This window comes from Streptomyces sp. NPDC002276, from assembly GCF_053891435.1.
The window spans coordinates 48102-65626 of the sequence record NZ_JBSFCQ010000013.1 but is presented as its reverse complement, the minus strand read 5'-3'; the positions used below and the strand labels follow the sequence as shown (position 1 = coordinate 65626).

15 protein-coding genes and 3 pseudogenes are annotated in these 17525 nt (G+C 71.6%); 11 read left to right on the top strand and 7 right to left on the bottom strand.

The annotated features are described in order from the left end of the window. Positions 1-117: 117 nt before the first annotated feature. From ACWIHT_RS29795 to ACWIHT_RS29785, 3 genes are all read right to left on the bottom strand, one after another. A complete protein-coding gene (locus ACWIHT_RS29795) occupies positions 118-582 on the bottom strand; it encodes an NUDIX domain-containing protein (RefSeq protein ID WP_456171381.1) in 465 nt (154 codons plus the stop codon). Further along, positions 579-2117 carry an ATP-dependent DNA ligase gene (locus ACWIHT_RS29790; protein WP_456171380.1) on the bottom strand — a complete coding sequence of 513 codons (1539 nt, stop codon included), beginning with the start codon at positions 2115-2117 and terminating at the stop codon, positions 579-581. Before ACWIHT_RS29790 ends, ACWIHT_RS29795 begins: the two co-directional genes overlap by 4 nt. Before the next feature lie 77 nt (positions 2118-2194). After that, positions 2195-3154, bottom strand: coding sequence for an NAD(P)/FAD-dependent oxidoreductase (locus ACWIHT_RS29785; protein WP_456171379.1), 960 nt, complete (start codon positions 3152-3154; stop codon positions 2195-2197). Positions 3155-3233: 79 nt separating this feature from the next. Between ACWIHT_RS29785 and ACWIHT_RS29780 the strand changes: the two genes are divergently transcribed. The 6 genes from ACWIHT_RS29780 to ACWIHT_RS29755 all read left to right on the top strand — a co-directional run bounded on the left by ACWIHT_RS29780 (position 3234) and on the right by ACWIHT_RS29755 (position 8608). Further along, positions 3234-3815 (top strand): helix-turn-helix domain-containing protein, encoded by a 582-nt coding sequence (locus tag ACWIHT_RS29780; RefSeq protein WP_456171378.1) that lies wholly within the window; start codon positions 3234-3236, stop codon positions 3813-3815. A 171-nt stretch (positions 3816-3986) separates the two neighbouring features. Beyond that, positions 3987-4979 (top strand): NADPH:quinone oxidoreductase family protein, encoded by a 993-nt coding sequence (locus ACWIHT_RS29775; protein ID WP_456171377.1) that lies wholly within the window; start codon positions 3987-3989, stop codon positions 4977-4979. Next, positions 4976-6160 (top strand): acyl-CoA dehydrogenase family protein, encoded by a 1185-nt coding sequence (locus ACWIHT_RS29770; protein WP_456171376.1) that lies wholly within the window; start codon positions 4976-4978, stop codon positions 6158-6160. The genes ACWIHT_RS29775 and ACWIHT_RS29770 overlap by 4 nt, the downstream gene beginning before the upstream one ends. Then, complete coding sequence (locus ACWIHT_RS29765) at positions 6157-7230, top strand: acyl-CoA dehydrogenase family protein (protein WP_456171375.1); 1074 nt, start codon at positions 6157-6159, stop codon at positions 7228-7230. Before ACWIHT_RS29770 ends, ACWIHT_RS29765 begins: the two co-directional genes overlap by 4 nt. 179 nt (positions 7231-7409) lie before the next feature. Next, entirely contained in the window at positions 7410-8273 is an 864-nt protein-coding gene (locus tag ACWIHT_RS29760; protein WP_456171374.1) for a phosphatidylinositol-specific phospholipase C/glycerophosphodiester phosphodiesterase family protein, read from the top strand. A 140-nt stretch (positions 8274-8413) separates the two neighbouring features. Further along, positions 8414-8608: a hypothetical protein gene (locus tag ACWIHT_RS29755; protein ID WP_456171373.1), complete on the top strand. Its 195-nt coding sequence runs from the start codon at positions 8414-8416 to the stop codon at positions 8606-8608. A 62-nt stretch (positions 8609-8670) separates the two neighbouring features. Here the strand turns inward: ACWIHT_RS29755 and ACWIHT_RS29750 are convergent, their stop codons facing one another. From ACWIHT_RS29750 to ACWIHT_RS29740, 3 genes are all read right to left on the bottom strand, one after another. After that, a complete protein-coding gene (locus ACWIHT_RS29750) occupies positions 8671-9822 on the bottom strand; it encodes a phosphodiester glycosidase family protein (RefSeq protein WP_456171372.1) in 1152 nt (383 codons plus the stop codon). 192 nt (positions 9823-10014) lie between these two features. Next, positions 10015-10374 carry a DUF779 domain-containing protein gene (locus ACWIHT_RS29745; protein ID WP_456171371.1) on the bottom strand — a complete coding sequence of 120 codons (360 nt, stop codon included), beginning with the start codon at positions 10372-10374 and terminating at the stop codon, positions 10015-10017. A 116-nt stretch (positions 10375-10490) separates the two neighbouring features. Next, complete coding sequence (locus ACWIHT_RS29740) at positions 10491-11510, bottom strand: FtsX-like permease family protein (protein ID WP_456171370.1); 1020 nt, start codon at positions 11508-11510, stop codon at positions 10491-10493. A gap of 221 nt (positions 11511-11731) precedes the next feature. On the opposite strand from ACWIHT_RS29740, the pseudogene ACWIHT_RS29735 reads away from it, so the two are divergent. The 4 genes and pseudogenes from ACWIHT_RS29735 to ACWIHT_RS29720 all read left to right on the top strand — a co-directional run. Continuing rightward, positions 11732-12058: pseudogene (locus ACWIHT_RS29735) on the top strand (sensor histidine kinase); the annotation flags it as partial. Further along, positions 12055-12732: pseudogene (locus ACWIHT_RS29730) on the top strand (response regulator); the annotation flags it as partial. The pseudogenes ACWIHT_RS29735 and ACWIHT_RS29730, both read left to right, overlap by 4 nt. Positions 12733-13863: 1131 nt before the next feature. Further along, positions 13864-14622, top strand: a complete 759-nt coding sequence (locus ACWIHT_RS29725) for a zf-HC2 domain-containing protein (protein ID WP_456171369.1) — start codon at positions 13864-13866, stop codon at positions 14620-14622. Next, positions 14619-15338 carry an ATP-binding cassette domain-containing protein gene (locus ACWIHT_RS29720; protein WP_456171368.1) on the top strand — a complete coding sequence of 240 codons (720 nt, stop codon included), beginning with the start codon at positions 14619-14621 and terminating at the stop codon, positions 15336-15338. The genes ACWIHT_RS29725 and ACWIHT_RS29720 overlap by 4 nt, the downstream gene beginning before the upstream one ends. 212 nt (positions 15339-15550) lie before the next feature. On the opposite strand, the gene ACWIHT_RS29715 is transcribed toward ACWIHT_RS29720, so the two are convergent. Next, the gene (locus ACWIHT_RS29715; RefSeq protein ID WP_456171367.1) at positions 15551-16441 is read right to left on the bottom strand and encodes a phosphotransferase; all 891 of its coding nucleotides are present in this window, start codon (positions 16439-16441) and stop codon (positions 15551-15553) included. 507 nt (positions 16442-16948) lie between these two features. On the opposite strand from ACWIHT_RS29715, the pseudogene ACWIHT_RS29710 reads away from it, so the two are divergent. Next, positions 16949-17152: pseudogene (locus tag ACWIHT_RS29710) on the top strand (TetR family transcriptional regulator); the annotation flags it as partial. Between the last annotated feature and the right edge of the window lie 373 nt (positions 17153-17525).

Sequence of the window (17525 nt, the reverse complement as noted above, 5' to 3'; positions counted from 1 at the left end):
TGGAGCGGACTGTGCTTCGACCTTCCCGCGCGGTGCGGACGACCGCAACGCGTGGGCGGCTGTATTGATTTGTTCGCTTTCGGGGCGCTCCAGTCGGTGTCGAGAGGGCGACCGTGCTCAGCCCGAGTGCTCCGCCAGCCGGTCGAGAAACGTGGCCTGCGCCTGGACGACGACGGCTCGCGCCCGTGCGAGGTCCATCCACTCGACCCGGTCCAGCTCGGGGAACTCCTGGACCTGCCCGGACTTCGGCGGCCACTCCATCCGGAAGGTGCCGGGCACCATGGTCGCCGGGTCGAGATCGGCCTCGATCGCCCACGCGGTGACGACCTTCCCGTTGGTCTGCCGCACCTCACCCAGCTCGATCGCCTCACCCTCGGGCGGCGCGAGCCCCAGCTCCTCCTCGAACTCGCGCCGGGCCGCGTCCCATGCGGTCTCGTCGGGCTCGTACTCACCCTTGGGCACACTCCACGCCCCCGCGTCCCGTCGCGCGAACAACGGGCCGCCCATATGCCCGAGCAACACCTCCAGACCGCGATCGGTGTGCCGGAACAACAGCAACCCCGCACTGCGCTTCCCACTCACGGCTTCACCTCCGGATGCGCGGCCAGCAACGTCTCCACCGTGTCCGCCTCCTCCGCCCGCTTGTCCTCGCGATAGCGCACGACCCGCGCGAAGCGGAGCGTGACACCGGCCGGGTAGCGGGTCGACTTCTGTAGTCCGTCGTACGCGATCTCCACGACGAGTTCGGGCCGTACGGTCACCACGTGGCCGTCGCTCTCCACGGCCAGCTCCTGGAGGCGCTCGGTCTGCCAGGTCAGGACGGCGTCGGTCATGCCCTTGAAGGTCTTGCCGAGCATCGCGAAGGAGCCGTCGGGGTTGCGGGCGCCGAGGTGGAGGTTGGAGAGCTTGCCGGTTCGGCGGCCGTGGCCCCACTCGGCGGCCAGCACGACCAGGTCGAGGGTGTGGACGGGCTTCACCTTCAGCCAGGAGGCGCCCCGGCGGCCCGCGCTGTAGGGGGCGTCGAGGCCTTTGACGACGACTCCCTCGTGGCCGCGCTTCAGGGTCTCGGCGAGGAAGGCCTCGGCGGCGGGGATGTCCTCCGGGCCGGAGACGAGCGTGCGGCGGACGCGCATCGGTTCCGGCACCAACTGGGCCAGTTCCGCGTGCCGTTGGGCGCAGGGGAGGTCGAGCAGGTCGCGGCCGTCGACGGACAGCGCGTCGAAGAACACGGGGGAGACGGGGACTGTTTCGGCGGCCGTGGCCACGTCCACCCGGGAGCCGACCCGGCCCGCCGTCTCCTGGAAGGAACGGGGCCGCCCGTCCGCGTCGAAGGAGATCACCTCGCCGTCCAGGATGAACCGCTCGCCTCTCAACTCCAGGGCGGCTGCGGTGAGTTCGGGGAGGCGGTCGGTGATGTCGTCGAGGGTGCGGGTGTAGAGCCGTACGACCTGGCCGTCGCGGTGGACCTGGACGCGGATGCCGTCGAGCTTCTCCTCGACCGCGCATTCACCCAGTTTCTCGACCGCTTCGGCGACCGAGGAGGCGGTGTGCGCGAGCATCGGCAGGACCGGACGGCCCACGGTCAGGCGGAAGCGGTCGAGGGAGGCCGGGCCGTCGGCGAGAAGGGCTTCGGCCACCGTCTGGAGCGAACCGGCCAGCATGACCGCCCGCCGTACGTCCGCCGGAGGGGTGCCGGTCGCCTCCGCCAGGCCCTCCACGGCGACCGCGTCCAGCGCGCCCTGCCGGACCTCGCCGGTGATCAGACCGAACAGGAAGCGCTGCTCGTCGGCGGTGGCCGCGCCCATCAACTCGCCCACAAGAAGCGCTCGTTCAGCCTGTGAGCCGGTGCCCGACACCTTGCCGAGAGCGGAGAGGCGGGCGTCCACCTCGCGCACGGTCAGGGTGGGTTCGGGGGCCGGGGCGACCGGCCGGCTCAGCACCTTCCAGCCGATGCCGAGCCGGCCCTGTGGCAGGCGGCCCGCCAGGTACGGGATGACGATCGGGACGTCGTCGGCCTCCGCGTCCCGGAAGAGCTCCGCGAGCAGAGCGATCTTCCGGGACCGCGCCGAGGTGGCGGCGACCTCCTGGGACACCTGCGCGAGCCGGGTCAGCAGCATGCAGCCATCGTGCAACGGAGGCGGCCGGTCTACACCCGGACGACCGCACCCGGATGTCGGCCACGCCCGGATATCGGCTACGCCCGGATGTCGGCGTCGAGGTCGGCCATGAGCAGTTCCCCGTTGATCGTGGCGCCCGCGCGGTAGCCGGCGGAGGCCGCGTTCACGACCTGCTCGCCGAAGCCCATCGCGTTGCCGACAGCCCACACCCCGGGCACGGTCGTCAGGCCCGTCGGGTCGACCACCGGGTACGCGCCGAACGGGGTCTCCTGCATGTCGGCGCCCAGCTGCTCCAGGAGACCGGTCTGCGGGATCGCGCGGGGCGCCACGAACACGGCCTCGCGGGGGTGCGTGGTGCCGTCCGCGAGGCGGACGCCGGTCAGCCGGTCGTCGGCGACGACGAGCTCCGCGACCTCGCCGGGGACCACGGCGACCCCGGCCGCCGCCAGCCTGCGCAGATCGTCGTCCGTCAGCTGGGACTCGGCGACGGTGTGCAGGAACAGGGTCACGTCCTTGGACCACTGCGAGACCATCAGCGCCTGGTGCACGCTCATCGGCGTGGTCGCGAGCACGCCGAAGGCCTGGTCGCGGACCTCCCAGCCATGGCAGTACGGGCAGTGGATCACGTCACGGCCGAAGCGCTCGGCGACTCCGGGGACGGCCGGCAGCTCGTCCTTGAGACCGGTCGCGATGACGAGCCGCCGGGCCCGGACGGTCTCGCCGCCGGCCAGCGTGACCGCGAAGCCGCCGGTGACGTCCACCACCCGGTCCCGGACCAGCTCGACGCCGTAGCGCGCGATCTCCTCTCGGCCCAGGGCCAGGAACTCGGCGGGGGACATGCCGTCCCGGGTCAGATAGCCCTGCATGTGCGGGGTGGGCGCGTTGCGCGGCTCGCCCGCGTCGACGACCAGGGTGCGGCGCCTGGACCGGCCCAGGACCAGTGCGGCGGACAGACCGGCCGCGCCACCGCCGACGACGACCACTTCGTAGGTCCCGGGAGATGTCCCGGTGTGCGTCTCGGTGTGTGTCTCGGTCATGGTGACCACCTCCACCCCCGAAGGTCGCGCCATCGCTGCCGTATTGACAAACGCGTTTGCCGAAACTGCAATACCGGTCATGAGCGACGACACGGACGAGGTCCTGGCGGAGGTCGGCCCGCGACTGCGGCGGATCCGGAAGGAGCGGGGCGCGACCCTCGCGGGGCTGTCGGAGACGACCGGCATCTCGGTGAGCACGCTGTCCCGACTGGAGTCCGGCCTGCGCAAGCCCAGCCTGGAACTGCTGCTGCCGATCGCGCGGGCCCATCAGGTGCCGTTGGACGAGCTGGTGGGGACGCCGACGGTCCGGGATCCGCGGGTGCGATCCGAGCCGATCCAGCGGCACGGCCGCACCTACTGGCCGCTCACCCGCCAGCCGGGCGGACTCCAGGCCTTCAAGGTGCTGGTGCCGCAGCGGCAGGAGGAACCCGATCTACGGACCCACGAGGGCTACGAGTGGCTGTACGTCATGTCCGGACGGCTGCGGCTCGTACTCGCCGAGCACGACGTGGTGCTCGCGACGGGCGAGGCCGTCGAGTTCGACACGCGGGTGCCGCACTGGTTCGGTTCGACGGGGGAGGGCCCGGCGGAGTTCCTGAGCCTGTTCGGGCCGCAGGGGGAGCGGATGCACGTCCGTGCACGTCCCAGGAAGGTCCAGTAAAACGCGCCCTGAAGGGGCGCCGGGAACTGCGCGACCAGCCCCCACCGGCCCGCGGTGTACAGGACCTGCTCAGCCGGTGGACCGTGACGAACCCGACGGTTCCAGATCCGCAAGCGACCGCTTAGTATGCGACCAAGCCCGGTAAGACAGAGCAGTCCGTGGAGGCCCCGCATGCAGGCATGGCAAGTGCACCAGAACGGCGAGCCGAGCGAGGCGATGCGCCTGGAGGAGGTGCAGCAGCCGACACCCGGTGCGGGCCAGGTCCTGCTCAAGGTGCGCGCCGCGAACATCAACTTTCCGGACGTCCTGATGTGCCGCGGCCACTACCAGGTCAGGCCCCCGCTCCCGTTCACGCCCGGCGTGGAGATCTGCGGCGAGACCGAGGACGGCCGCCGCGTGATCGCCAACCCCGCGCTGCCGTACGGCGGTTTCGCCGAGTACGCCGTCGCGGACGCCGCCGGACTGCTGCCCGCGCCCGAGTCGCTGGACGACGCGGAGACCGCCGCGCTGCACATCGGCTACCAGACGGGCTGGTTCGGCCTCCACCGGCGCGCCCACCTGGAGGCCGGCGAGACGCTCCTCGTGCACGCCGCCGCCGGCGGGGTCGGCAGCGCGGCCGTACAGCTCGGCAAGGCCGCCGGTGCCACCGTCATCGGTGTCGTCGGCGGTGCCGACAAGGCCGCCGTGGCACGGGAGTTGGGCTGCGACGTCGTGATCGACCGGCGCACCGAGGACGTCGTCGCGGCCGTCAAGGAGGCCACCGGCGGGCGCGGTGCCGACGTGATCTACGACCCGGTCGGCGGCGACGCCTACACGCAGTCCACGAAGGTCGTCGCCTTCGAGGGCCGGATCGTGGTCGTGGGCTTCGCGAGCGGCACCATCCCGAGCCCCTCGCTCAACCACGCCCTGGTGAAGAACTACTCGATCCTGGGCCTGCATTGGGGCCTGTACGCCACCAAGAACCCGAAGCTGATCCTCCACTGCCACGAGCAGCTCACCGACCTGGCCGCCCGGGGTGTCGTCAAGCCCCTGGTGAGCGAGCGCGTACCGCTGAGCGGCGCCGCGGCCGCCGTGCAGCGGGTCGCCGACGGTGTCACGACCGGCCGGGTCACCATTCTGCCGTCGCTGGAGGACTCGTCGTTGGAGAACGGAGCCGCCGCATGACCATCGACGCAACTGAACTCAGGCGTCGTACGGCCGAGTTGCTGGCCGCGCACCCACCGCTGGAGACCGACAGGACAGCCTTCCTCAAGGCGCGCTTCGACGCCGGACTCGCCTGGGTCCACTACCCCGAGGGCCTCGGTGGCCTCGGTGCCCCGCGCGCTCTCCAGGCCGTCGTGGACGCCGAGTTGGCGACCGCGGGCGCCCCCGACAACGACCCGCGCCGGATCGGCATCGGCCTCGGCATGGCCGCCCCGACGATCCTCAAGTACGGCACGGAAGAGCAGAAGCAGCAGTTTCTACGGCCCCTTTGGGTCGGCGAGGAGGTCTGGTGCCAGCTGTTCAGCGAGCCGGGCGCCGGGTCCGACCTGGCCGCGCTCGGCACGCGCGCGGTACGGGAGGGCGACGGCTGGATCGTCAACGGGCAGAAGGTGTGGACGTCCAGCGCCCACGTCGCCCGCTGGGCCATCCTCATCGCGCGCACCGACCCGGACGTGCCCAAGCACGCCGGCATCACCTACTTCATCTGCGACATGACCGACCCAGGCGTCGACGTCCGGCCGCTGCGCCAGATCACCGGCGAGGCCGAGTTCAACGAGGTCTTCCTCACCGACGTCCGCATCCCGGATGCCCATCGCCTCGGCGAGGTCGGCGACGGCTGGCGGGTCGCGCAGACCACGCTGATGAACGAGCGCGTCTCCATCGGCGGCATGCGCATCCCCCGCGAGGGCGGCATGATCGGCCCGATCAGCCAAACCTGGCGCGAGCGCCCCGAGTTGCGCACCCACGACCTCCACCAGCGCCTCCTCAAGCTCTGGGTGGAGGCCGAGGTCGCCCGGCTCTCCGGCGAGCGGCTGCGCCAGCAGCTCGTCGCGGGCCAGCCCGGTCACGAGGGCTCCGGCATGAAGCTCTCCTTCGCCCGCCTCAACCAGGAGATCAGCGGCCTGGAGGTCGAACTCCGGGGCGAGGAAGGCCTGTTGTACGACGACTGGACCATGCGCCGCCCGGAACTCGTGGACTTCACCGGCCGCGACGCCGGTTACCGCTACCTCCGTTCCAAGGGCAACAGCATCGAGGGCGGGACCAGCGAGGTCCTGCTGAACATCGTCGCCGAACGCGTGCTGGGCCTCCCGGCCGAGCCGCGCACCGACAAGGACGTCGCCTGGAAGGACCTGGCCCGATGACCGACCTGCTCTACTCGGAGGAGGAAGAGGCGCTCCGCGCCGTCGTCCGGGACCTGCTCACCGACCACTGCGACGCGGCGAGCGTCATCGCCCGCACCGAGTCGGACGCCCCGCACGACCTGTCCCTGTGGAAGTCCCTCGCCGAGGGCATCGGCCTCGCCGGACTCCTGGTGCCCGAGGCACAGGGCGGCCAGGGCGCCACCCACCGCGAAGTCGCCGTCGTACTGGAGGAGTTGGGCCGCGCGGTCGCACCCGTGCCGTACCTCACGAGCGCCGTCGTCGCCACCGAGGCGCTGCTGGAGTGCGGGGCCGATGACCTCCTCGCCGAGCTGGCGTCCGGCCGCAGGATCGGTGTCCTCGCCGTCTCCCTGAGCGTCGCGCCGGGCGCCGCCCACAAGGCTGTACGGCTCGAAAACGGTTCCCTGCACGGCGAGTTGACCGGGATCGCCGATGCTGCCGCCGCCGATGTGCTGCTGGTGCCGGGTGAGGACGGCGGGCTGTACGCCGTCGAGGCGGGCGCCGTGACCGTCGTACCGCAGGTGTCCCTGGACCTGACCCGGCCGTTGGCGCGTGTGGTGTTCGACGGGGTCGCGGGGCGCCGGATCGGCGACGCGGCTCCTGCCGTACGGCGGGCGGTGCGGGCCGGGGCCGGGCTGCTCGCGTCCGAGCAACTCGGGCTCGCCGACTGGACGTTGACGGAGACGGTCCGGTACCTCAAGGAGCGCAAGCAGTTCAACCGGCCCGTCGGCGGGTTCCAGGCGCTCAAGCACCGGCTCGCGCAGCTGTGGCTTGAGGTCGTCAGTCTGCGGGCCGCCGCGCGGAACGCGGCCGACGCGCTCACGACCGGCGAGGACACCGAGGTGGCGGTCGCCGTGGCGCAGGCCTACGCGGCGTCCGTCGCCGTCCACGCGGCCGAGGAGGCCGTCCAGTTGCACGGCGGCATCGGCATGACGTGGGAGCACCCGGCCCACCTCTACTTGAAGCGGGCCAAGGCCGACTCGATCGCCTACGGCACGGCGGGCGCCCATCGCGAGGCGCTGGCGGAACTGGTCGATCTGCGCGCCCCCTGACCGCCGTTCGACCATCCGGTGAAGCCCGTCCCACCTGGGGCGGGCTTTTCCGTGCGCCACCGCCGAAGGAGTGAACAAGCAAGGACGGTCCGGCCAACTCCTGGCATGTGCAGGTTCGTTGGGGGCCGTACAGCTCCATACTCCCTGTGGTTCGAACCCGCCCCACAGGGAGGAACACCATGGCCCTCATCACCCGTCGCAGAGCCCTCACCGCGTTCGGCGCCACCCTCGCGGTCGTGCTCGCCCCGCCCGCGGGCAGCGCGTTCGCCGCCGATCAGGGGCACCGCCGGCGCCCGTTGTGGCGCGCCCACGCCCACAACGACTACGAGCACCCCCGGCCCCTCTTCGACGCCCTCGACCACCGTTTCGGCAGCGTCGAGGCCGACATCTTCCTCGTCGGCGACCAACTCCTCATCGGACACGACGCGTCCGAACTCGACCCGAGCCGCACCCTCGAATCCCTCTACCTGGACCCGCTCTCCGCCCTCGTGAAGGCCAATCACGGCTCCGTGTACCGGGGTTGGCACAAGCCGCTCCAGCTCCTGATCGACATCAAGACCGAGGGCTCCTCGACGTACCTCGAACTCGACCGCCATCTCCTGCGCTACAAGCACCTGTTCACCACCTACGCCCACGGACGCGTCCACCAGGGCGCGGTCACCAACGTCATCTCCGGCGACCGCGCGGCCCGCATCCCCATGGAGGCGCAGACCGTGCGCCGCGCCTTCTACGACGGCCGGCTCACCGACCTCGGCACCTCGGCGCCCGCCTCCTTCGTCTCGCTCATCAGCGACAACTGGCAGACCAACTTCACCTGGCTCGGCGACGGCGCCTTCCCCGACGCCGAGCGGCAGAAGCTGCGCGACATCGTGCGGCAGGCGCACGCGGCCGGGCAGACCGTGCGGTTCTGGAACACCCCGGACCTGGCGGGCCCCGCCCGTGACGCGCTGTGGGAGGAACTGTTCGCCGCCGGTGTGGACTTCCTCAACACCGACGACCTCGCAGGGCTGGAAGCCTTCCTGGACGCCCACCGCACGGCGTGACACCACATGTGGCCACGTGACATGGGGTGACACCACACGTTCGGGGGACACGTCGGTAGCCCGGATGAACCCTCCGCTACGCCACACTTGCGGCCGAACGCCGCGAACCAGACATGACGGCGTGGCGGAGGAGGGTGACGATGGCGATTTCCATCTCTGTGGTGCTGCTGCTCCTGATCCTTGCGGTGATCTTCATGCGCAGCGGCGGGCTGAAGCCCTCCCATGCGCTGGTCTGCGCACTGCTCGGGTTCTTCATGGCCAGTACCAGCATGGCGCCCACGATCCACAGTGGCCTCACGGCCACCGCGGATCTGGTGAGCGGACTGCATCCATGAGGCCGGCGGGGCATCCGTGAGGTCGGCGGGTCATTCGTGAGGTCAGCGGGTCATTCGTGAGGTCAGCGGGTCGAGAAGATCCCGACGCCGTTCGGTACGGGCCGCTCGGCGCCGCCGCTGGGGTGGTTCCGTACCGTGACGGCGCTCGCGCCGGGTGCGCGGGCGACCAGGGTCGTCGAGCCGCCGCCGTCCAGACTGAAGGCGTCGGTCGAGCCCAACTTCTTCATCTCGGCGGCGACTTCGGCGATCGTCAGACCGCTGCGGTACGCGACCGCGCCGTCCGTGGCGAACAGCAGCAGACGGTGGCCGCCCTGCGCGATGCCCACGGCGGTGCGCACGGCCGAGGTCGTGTTGTCGAGACCGGCCAGCGGCTGCCCGTCCCGCAGCACCGGGTAGCCGCCCAGGGCGAAGCGGTACGGAACCCCGGACCCCGACGCCACCAGCCGGTGCAGCACCTGCACCCGCTCGCCGACGGACAGCTTCCGCAGCTGCTGCGCGCCCGCCTCACGGCCGACGAGGACGGTGGTGCCCGCGGCGATGGCACCACTGCCGGGAGTGTTGGACGTCGACACGACCCGTGCGTGCCGAATGGCGACTTCATACGCATCCGTGCTGCACGCGGCAGCCCGGTTGGTGTCCGTGCCACATGTGGCGCGCACCCGGGAGACGCTGCCCCACTGTGTGGTGAACGCACCGATGGAGTTCACCGGCAACGCGTACTGGTTGAACCCGCCGAGCGGCATCCGGCCCTCCGGGGTACCGACCGTCCCCTTGAGGGTGAGGCTGTCCAGCCGGGCCACGCGGTCGATGCCCACGCCGAGCACGTTCCGGGTGTTCGTGCCGGGCGGCAGCGCGGGCCCGAAGCGCTGGCCGTCCGGCACGGCCCCCTTGAGCGCGACACCGCTCGCGATGGCCGGTCCGTCGGTGGAACCCGTGGCCTCGACGCCCGGGTGCTGGGTCTCGGTGATGTTGAAGAAGTCACCGTTGACACCTGCGACGGCGCCCGCCGAGTCGGCCAGCTCGGAGACGGGCTCCCGGGCGGCCACCGCGCCCGGGTACAGCAGGTTGACCCGCACATGGGTGTCGCGCAGGTCCACCACGACCACATGGGCGTGGGTCACACCCCTGGCGGCCGTGATGTCGAACTGCCGGTAGGTGACACCCGGCGCGAGCCGCGTGGTGCCCGGCACGGCGCCGGCCGGTGCCGCCCCCACCAGGGCCGCACCGGCCAGCGCACCGAACGCCGTGAGAAACGCGAGTGCCGACTTGCCAGTTCTTAAACGTTCGGCTCTGAAACGTGCTGCTCTGGAACGCTCTTGACGGTGCGTCACAGTATCCCCTGATGTCTCGTCAACTCTCCCAGGACTCAGGGGAAGTGCATCAGAAGACGATGACCGGCGGGGCTCCTAGGCGCCGACTACACGGGAACGGGTGAGAAAACGCACCCCCTCGGGTGCTTCCAGCGAGAAACCGCTGCCGCGACCCGCTACGACGTCCACGATCAGCCGCGTGTGGCTCCAGACCTCGTACTGGCTGCGCGAGATCCAGAACGTCACGGGTTCCGGCACGCCCTCGACGGTCAGCTCGGCGAGCAGCACGTCCGAGCCGCCGGTCCGGAACTCGCCCTCCGGGTAGCACATGGGCGCACTGCCGTCGCAGCAACCACCCGACTGATGGAACATCAGCGGGCCGTGCTGGGCGTGCAGTTGGCGCAGCAGGTCCGCCGCGGCGGGGGTGAGTTCGACGCGCGGGGTGTTGTCGTCCATGTCTGCCGTCCCCAGTAGCCGGATGAGTAGCGGGATGAGTAGCGGGATGTGGTGGCCCATCGCAGCACACGCGAGGTTGCGAGAGGGTTGCGTGTCCGTTCGGCTCGGATACTCGGTCACTCGGCTCGGAGCGCGGTCGCGGTGCGGACACGGGCCGCCCAACCGGCGGGGAGCAGGGAGCCGAGGACGGCGACGGCGACTCCGGCGAGCCCGAGCAGGACGACCGAGGTGACGACCATCGTGACAGTCTGGCGGGGTGTCATGCCGAGCGCCTTGTGAATGCCCAGGTCGTGGACGCGTTCGTGGGTGTCGAGCACAGCTCCGCCCAGCACACCGAGCCCGGCGACACAGACCAGCAGCACGGTGAGCAGAGCGGTGAGCGAGTCGAGCACGGCCGCGGTGTCACTGCCGTTCGTGGACCTGGCGCTCGTCGCGCCGACCCCGAGGGGCTTCAACTCGGCGTTGAGCGCAGTGACATACGCGTCCGTGTCGGTGCCGGGCCTCAGATCGACGTACTCGGTCGTGGAGTTGAGGCCGGGTGCGGCGGTCCTGAGTGTGGCGGCGTCGGTGAAGACCCGGCGGCCGTCGTTGCCGGTGTCGAACACTTCGCCGACGATCCGCACGCCAACTGCCGTGCCGTGCGAGGTGATTGTGATGCTGTCGCCGACTTTCGTTCCAGTGGCGGTCAGGATCGTGCTGGGCACCACGGCCTCGCCCGCCCTGCTGAACCACCGCCCGCCGACCACCGTGAATCCGCCCCAGGAGGCATCACCGTCGAACGCCGTCACGGTGACGGTCTCGCTCATCCCCGACACGGCCGCGTCGAGGGAGACGCTGCCGTAGGACGCGTGGGTGCCGGGTCGGGCCGCGATGGCGGCGATGACGGGAGCGGTGATCCCGGCCGGTTCGGCGGCAGTCGGCTGCCCCTGGCGGACCACCTTGCCGGAGCCCGCCGGTCCGGCCCGCGCCCCGACCGTGACGTCCGGCGCGTGGTGGTTCTTGGCCGCGATCACCTCCCCCAACGACGCGGCCGGACCGGTGGCGAAGGTGACGGCGGCGACGCCGAACAACACCGCCACGACCATCGCGACGGTACGGGCGGGCCGCGCGAACGGCCGCGCCGGCCCGAGCCCCACCGACCGCGACACCGGAAGCCGAGCAGCCACCCCGGCGGCCCACCGGCCACGGCCCGCCACTGGAGGTCGGGCGGCAGCCTCGGTCGCCCGCCGGTCCCGGCTCGCTGCTGGAGGTCGGGCGGTCGGCTCCGCCGTCCGTCGGTCTGGGCCCGCCTCGCGGAGCCGGGCAGCTGCCCTGACTGCCCACCGGCCCCGGCCCGCCGCTGGAAGTCCGTCTCCGGAGCCCCCGCCCGCTGTCCCCGGGAGTCGAACTGGCCGCGTACCGAGTGGTCCAGGAGCCCCTGACCAACACGGTGAAGCACGCTTCCGGGGCCGACGCCAGGGTCCGGGTGTCGTACGGCGACGACGAACTCCACGTCGAGGTCACCGACACCGGCGGCAGGCCCGGCCCCGCCGCGGCCACCGGCAACGGCCGCGGACTGATCGGCCTGCGCGAACGCCTCGCCGTCTACGGCGGCACCCTGCGCAACGGCCCCAGCCCGCTCGGCGGTTACCGGGTACAGGCCCTGATCCCGGCAGTCCCGGTACTTCCCCTGGAGGACTCGTGAACCGCGCGCCGCGCGTCGTGGTCGCCGACGACCAGGCCCTCGTATGCACCGGCTTCGGGCTGATCCTCGACGCCGACGGGATCGAGGTCGTCGCCGAGGCGACCGACGGCGCCGAAGTCGTCGAGGCGGTCCGGCGCACCCGGTCCGACGTGGTGCTGATGGACATCCGGATGCCCGACATGGACGGCCTGGAGGCGACCCGGCGCATCCTCGGCGGCTCCGTGGACACACCGCGCGTGGTCATGCTCACCACCTTCGACCTCGACCACTACGTCTACGCGGCGCTCGCCGCCGGAGCCGGCGGCTTCCTCCTCAAGGACGTCACGCCGGAACACCTGGTGGACGCCGTCCGCACGGTCCGGGCCGGCGACGCGCTGCTCGCCCCCGCCATCACCCGCCGCCTCGTCGAGCGATTCGCCCGCTGCGGTACCGAACCCCCCTCCCTGCACCGCGACTTGGCCCCCCTCACACCCCGCGAACGGGACGTCCTGCGCCTCCTCGCCCAGGGCCTGAGCAACGCCGAACTCGCCACCGGACTCCACCTGTCCGAGGCCACGGTGAAGACCCACGTCTCCCACATCCTCGGCAAACTCACCCTCCGTGACCGCGCCCAGGCCGTCGTCGTCGCGTACGAGACGGGGCTTGTCAGTCCCGGGTCGTACGACAAGGGTGACGGCACCGAGCCGCGCGCGGGGTCGCGCGGGGCGTGGACGAGCACGCTCGCCCCCGCGACCGGCGCGCAGGCGCCGACGCACACCACCACAGTGCTTCGTTGCACCGGCCGACCAGTCGGCACGGCCGTCATCTCGCGTACCCCGACGCTGATTCGAGCGTTGGGACAGGAGGCAGAGGGCGGGCGTCACGCGGTCGCGCAGGCGGCTTCGGCCCGACACGGTTCCGCGCTCGGAGGTGATGGTGTGACGCAGACTCGGTCGGAAGGCGTTCCGGACGTCGGGCGTGGCTGGATCCCCGGCCGGGGGCAGGGCCATCCGAGCGTGCTGCGCGGCCACTTGCGCCACGGGCCCGCCGCGGCCGCTTCGGCCCTGATCATGCTGCTCACGGTGGCCGCTTTTGTGCAGCTACTGGTGCGCGACGGCCCGCCCGCCCACTCGGACACCACGTGGCAGGCGGCGATGGAACTGACGGACCCTGTCCTGTCCGTCGCCGCGGGTCTCGCCTGTTGGCAGGGCGGTGCGTACGTCCGCTCCCGCACCCAGTGGCTGCGGGTCACCGCGAGCCGACCCCCGCTGTCCGCCGACGCGCTCGCCTTCGCCCCTGGAGTGCTGTGGCCGCTGGCCGGTCTCGCCCCGGTGCTGGCGACAGCGCTGTGCATCGCCCCGGCGCCCACTCCCTCCAGTCCGTCCGGCTATGTGCCGCCCGTGATCATGGCCACCAACGTGATCGCGTTCGCCTGTGCCGGACACCTCGTGGGTCGTGTGTTGCCGGTGCGGATGACCCCACTGGTCGTGGTCGTGGGGCTCCTCCTTGTCGCGGTGATGGGAACCTTTCTTACGTCCTGCACTGCCGGTGGCCGGTGCGAGACCAGCTACGACTCGATCCTGCTGCCCCACGCCGCGTTGATCGCCACCGTCCCGGCAGTCCTGCGGCCCTGGTACTTCAGCGGCCTCAACCTGGTCATCGCGGCGGTCTGTGTCCTGCTGTGCGCCCGACGCTGGTTCCCCGCCGCTGTCGTCGCGGCCGTGCCCGTAGTGGTGCTGGCTCCGCCCCTTACGGCTCTCACCTCGCTCCTGCCCTGAACCCGGCCCGCGCCGACGCGCACCGCCCCGTCTGGAGACAGCGTTCCCATGGTCGACCCGCCACCCGCCGTACGTCCGCCCGCACCACACCGGCTGCTCCCGGAACGGATCGGAGACGGTCCGAGTCCGGTGCCGGGGTCGGGAGCGGGCGGGCCACGGGTCTGGCCGCCTCCGTGGGCGAAGGCCGCGCCCGCCCTGCGACTGCCCTGGCTGCTCGCGACGGTCGCGGTCTGCGTCACAGGCGTCGTGCTCGCCCAGGTGGGACACGTGGCGTCGGCCCGTCCGCTGCTGCTGGTGACGGCACCGCTGCTGCCCGTGCTGTGCGTGGCGGGCAGCTACGGCGGCACAGGGGATCCGTTCGCGGAGGTCACGCGGACCACACCGGCGGGCGGCCTGCGCGTACTGCTGCTGCGCACCGGTCACGTTCTCGTCCTGGGCATGCCCCTGCTGACGGGCATGGCCCTGCTGCTCCCCGATGACGGGCGGCCGCCGTTCGCGTCGGCCGGGTGGCTGCTGCCCTGCCTCACGCTGACCCTGGCCACTTTGTTCCTCAGCTCGTACGTCGGGAACTGGACCGCGTCCCTCCTGGTCAGCTGCTCCTGGGTGCTCGTCCTGTCGCTCCTGACCAAGCCGCCGGCGGACTCCGACAAGCAACACCCGTCAGGACACTTGGCCCACAGGCTCGCCGAAGCGTCGGAGAAACTTGTCGGAGTCGCCGAATCCCTGGCGTGGGGCGCGGCGGCCACGGTGCTCGCCGAACTGCTCGTGCTGCGCCGCCACGTCTTCGACCGGCCGGGGTCACGATGACCGACCGCGACCCCGTCGTCCAGATCGAGGGGCTGTCCGTACGGCGGCGCCGGACCCTGCTCCTGGACGGCGTGGACCTCCGTCTGGAGCGTGGAGTACACGCGCTCATCGGTCCCAACGGCGCGGGAAAATCAACCCTGTTGCGTGTCCTGGCCACGGCGACGGCCGCCACCGAGGGCTCGGTGACCCTCCTGAGCCGAGACCCGTACGTGCCCGCGCAACGCCTGGAGATCCGACGCCGACTCGGCTACCTGCCACAGGAGTTCGGCGTCTTCCGCCGCTACACGGTCCGCGAGTTCCTCGCCTACGCGGCGTGGCTGCGTGAGATGCCGGGCGGCCGGATCAGCGGTGCGGTGACCGAGGCCGCCGAGTCCCTCGACCTCACCGACCACCTGGACCAGCGGCTCGGAACCCTCTCCGGCGGGATGAAGCAACGGGTCGGCATCGCGCAGGCGATCGTCAACTCACCCGCACTGCTCCTGCTCGACGAACCGACCTCCGGGCTCGACCCGGGGCAACGCGCCAACTTCCACCGCCTCCTGGCCCGGCTGAAGCCCCTCGCCTGCATCGTCCTTTCGACACACCTGGGCGAGGACGTGCGGGCGGCGTGCGACGGCGTCACGATCCTGAACTCCGGACGAGTCGCATTCCACGGCACGCTCCACGCCCTGGGCGCGGCGGGCGGCTATGAAGGGGTGATGGCCGGACATGCCTGAGCCCGAGCCACTTCCAACGGGGTTGCTCCTTCTCGTCGTTCGGGTGACGGACGCATCATCGGTCGGTGGACAGGGCCAGTAGGTCGGCGAACAGGCCTCCTCCAGCGGGCTCTTGCTGTACTTGCCGCCGTAGCGCAGCTCGGCGGGTGGTGGTGGCGCGACTCGCCCCGCCCCCACCACCCTTGGGGACACCGTCGGTCGGGGAGCGGGGCTCATACGCCCACCTCGCTCTTGACCCGGTCCAAGACCGTCCGGGCGGTGTCCACTGCCGCCCGGTCCGCGCGGACCAGGCCCTCGGCCAGTGACCGCACCGCGTGCAGTCCCGTCAGACAGCGCAGGGCCTGCCGTTCCTCGGCGCCCAGTGTGCGGCCGTAGCCGTCGAAGAACGCGGCGCGCACGCGCGGCCGTTCGGCCCACAGCCCGTAGGCGAGATGGACGAAGTCGACGACTACCGGGGCGAAACGCGCCCGGTCGAAGTCCTGGAGGGTCGGCCTCGTGGTCCCGGACCAGCGGAGGCCGGCTTCGATGCCGCCTCCGTGGATGAAGCCCACGGGCAGCCGGTCCAGGACACACAGGTGGTCGGCGAGCAGCAGGACGAACTTCTGGTCCTCCGCCGACAGTTGGTCACCGGCCGCCTCGGCATGGCGCGGCGCCGCGTCGGCGAGACGGGACAGGTACGCGGCTGCCTCACGGCGCGCGGTGGTGGTGGGCCGTCCGGCCTGGTGCAGTTCGGCGACGAGCATCCCGGCCCGCCAGTGCACCGCCCGCAGCGCGGCCTCCGTCAGCCGCACCCGCGTCAGGGGCGCGCCGGGCAGGGCGGTGAGGATCATGGCCAGGTGCCGGGCCGAAGTGGCCACCAGGCGCGGCGCGTTGCCGGGACCGAGGGCGGGTACGGCGTGCCGGTGGGCGAACGTCTCCCGGGTGAAGGCCCCCGGCGACGGCGCGGTCTTGAGGTGGAAGCGGGCGTTGTCGGACCCGCGGACCACATGCCACACGGTCGCGGGTGACGGGCCGGACGGGAGACGGCGTACCGCGGCGAGCGCGCCCAGGGTGTTCTCGGCCCATGAACGGAGCGGCGCCGGAAGGAGGTTCGGGTCGGTCATGCCCCCCACCTCGGTGTCGGACGTGACATATCCGCGACGGGCGATACGGCGGCACGGGCACCGAACGTCGTACGGGGACCGAACGTCGTACGAGGATCGGCGGCCGCCCGAGTGGCCTCGGGCCGTCCGGGGATGGGATGGGCGCAGAGGGCGGGGTTGGGGTTGGGGTTCATGGTTCCTCCAGAGGTCGATCGGGCGGGCGAGCGGGCGTGGACCGGTGGCGGTGTGTACCGCAGCCACCGGAACGATCACCAACAGGGCCGCGTACAGGCCGGGTTGGGGACGACTGATGATGACCGGGACAACGCGCCCGCCGCTGGTTTCGAACACGCGTGTTTGAGTCGCTTCCCTGCCCCGTGATTGCGGGGTGCCCCGGTCACGCACCCCCGAATTGCGGGGCCGAGGGGGGTGCCGGTCGTGGCCGAATCGCCGCCCCAGCCTCGCGCAGCGATACGGGCTCCTCGGTCGAGTCCCGCTTATGAGCCTCAGTCGCATAAAAGAGACGTGATGGCGTCTGATCATGGATGTCTCTCCCGGCGAACCGGTGCTGTCGCTGCGAAGCGCACGCGACTGGCCGCCAAGGCGCAGGTCGCCGAGATCGCGCTGGAGATGTTCCTGTCGCGCGGCTTCGAGCAGACCACGATCGAGCGGATCGCCAAGGCTGCGGGCATGTCCCGGGCGACGTTCTTCCGCTACTTCCCCACCAAGGAAGACGTCCTCCTGGTCATGACGGAGGACCACGCCCGGCGCGCGCGGGACGCCCTTGGGCGGCGGCCGGACGACGAACCGATCTGGACGACGCTGCGGCACGCCCTGGAGCCCGCCGTCCGGCCGGGCAAGGACAGTGCCGCCGCACTCCAGGCGACCCGGGCGCGCCGGCTCTCATCGCCGGCGCCCTCAGCTGCCTCGACGCGGCCATCGAGACCTGGGTCGAGCGCGACGGCACGGTGTCGCTGCCGCAGCTTCTCGACCAGGCCATGGGCGCGGTCCACCCGCTTGTCCCGTAGCCTCACCCCACCTGCCGCTCGCCCGGTGCCCAGGCCCGCCGAGCGCTGCCCGCCCCGGCCCCGGCACACTCGACGAC

Bases quoted from the DNA above. Each gene is read 5' to 3' on its own strand.
- ACWIHT_RS29790 (WP_456171380.1), bottom strand. From the start codon at position 2,117: ATGCTGCTGACCCGGCTCGCGCAGGTGTCCCAGGAGGTCGCCGCCACC.
- ACWIHT_RS29785 (WP_456171379.1), bottom strand. From the start codon at position 3,154: ATGACCGAGACACACACCGAGACGCACACCGGGACATCTCCCGGGACC.
- ACWIHT_RS29780 (WP_456171378.1), top strand. From the start codon at position 3,234: ATGAGCGACGACACGGACGAGGTCCTGGCGGAGGTCGGCCCGCGACTG.
- ACWIHT_RS29775 (WP_456171377.1), top strand. From the start codon at position 3,987: ATGCAGGCATGGCAAGTGCACCAGAACGGCGAGCCGAGCGAGGCGATG.
- ACWIHT_RS29770 (WP_456171376.1), top strand. From the start codon at position 4,976: ATGACCATCGACGCAACTGAACTCAGGCGTCGTACGGCCGAGTTGCTG.
- ACWIHT_RS29765 (WP_456171375.1), top strand. From the start codon at position 6,157: ATGACCGACCTGCTCTACTCGGAGGAGGAAGAGGCGCTCCGCGCCGTC.
- ACWIHT_RS29760 (WP_456171374.1), top strand. From the start codon at position 7,410: ATGGCCCTCATCACCCGTCGCAGAGCCCTCACCGCGTTCGGCGCCACC.
- ACWIHT_RS29755 (WP_456171373.1), top strand. From the start codon at position 8,414: ATGGCGATTTCCATCTCTGTGGTGCTGCTGCTCCTGATCCTTGCGGTG.
- ACWIHT_RS29745 (WP_456171371.1), bottom strand. From the start codon at position 10,374: ATGGACGACAACACCCCGCGCGTCGAACTCACCCCCGCCGCGGCGGAC.
- ACWIHT_RS29725 (WP_456171369.1), top strand. From the start codon at position 13,864: ATGGTCGACCCGCCACCCGCCGTACGTCCGCCCGCACCACACCGGCTG.
- ACWIHT_RS29720 (WP_456171368.1), top strand. From the start codon at position 14,619: ATGACCGACCGCGACCCCGTCGTCCAGATCGAGGGGCTGTCCGTACGG.
- ACWIHT_RS29715 (WP_456171367.1), bottom strand. From the start codon at position 16,441: ATGACCGACCCGAACCTCCTTCCGGCGCCGCTCCGTTCATGGGCCGAG.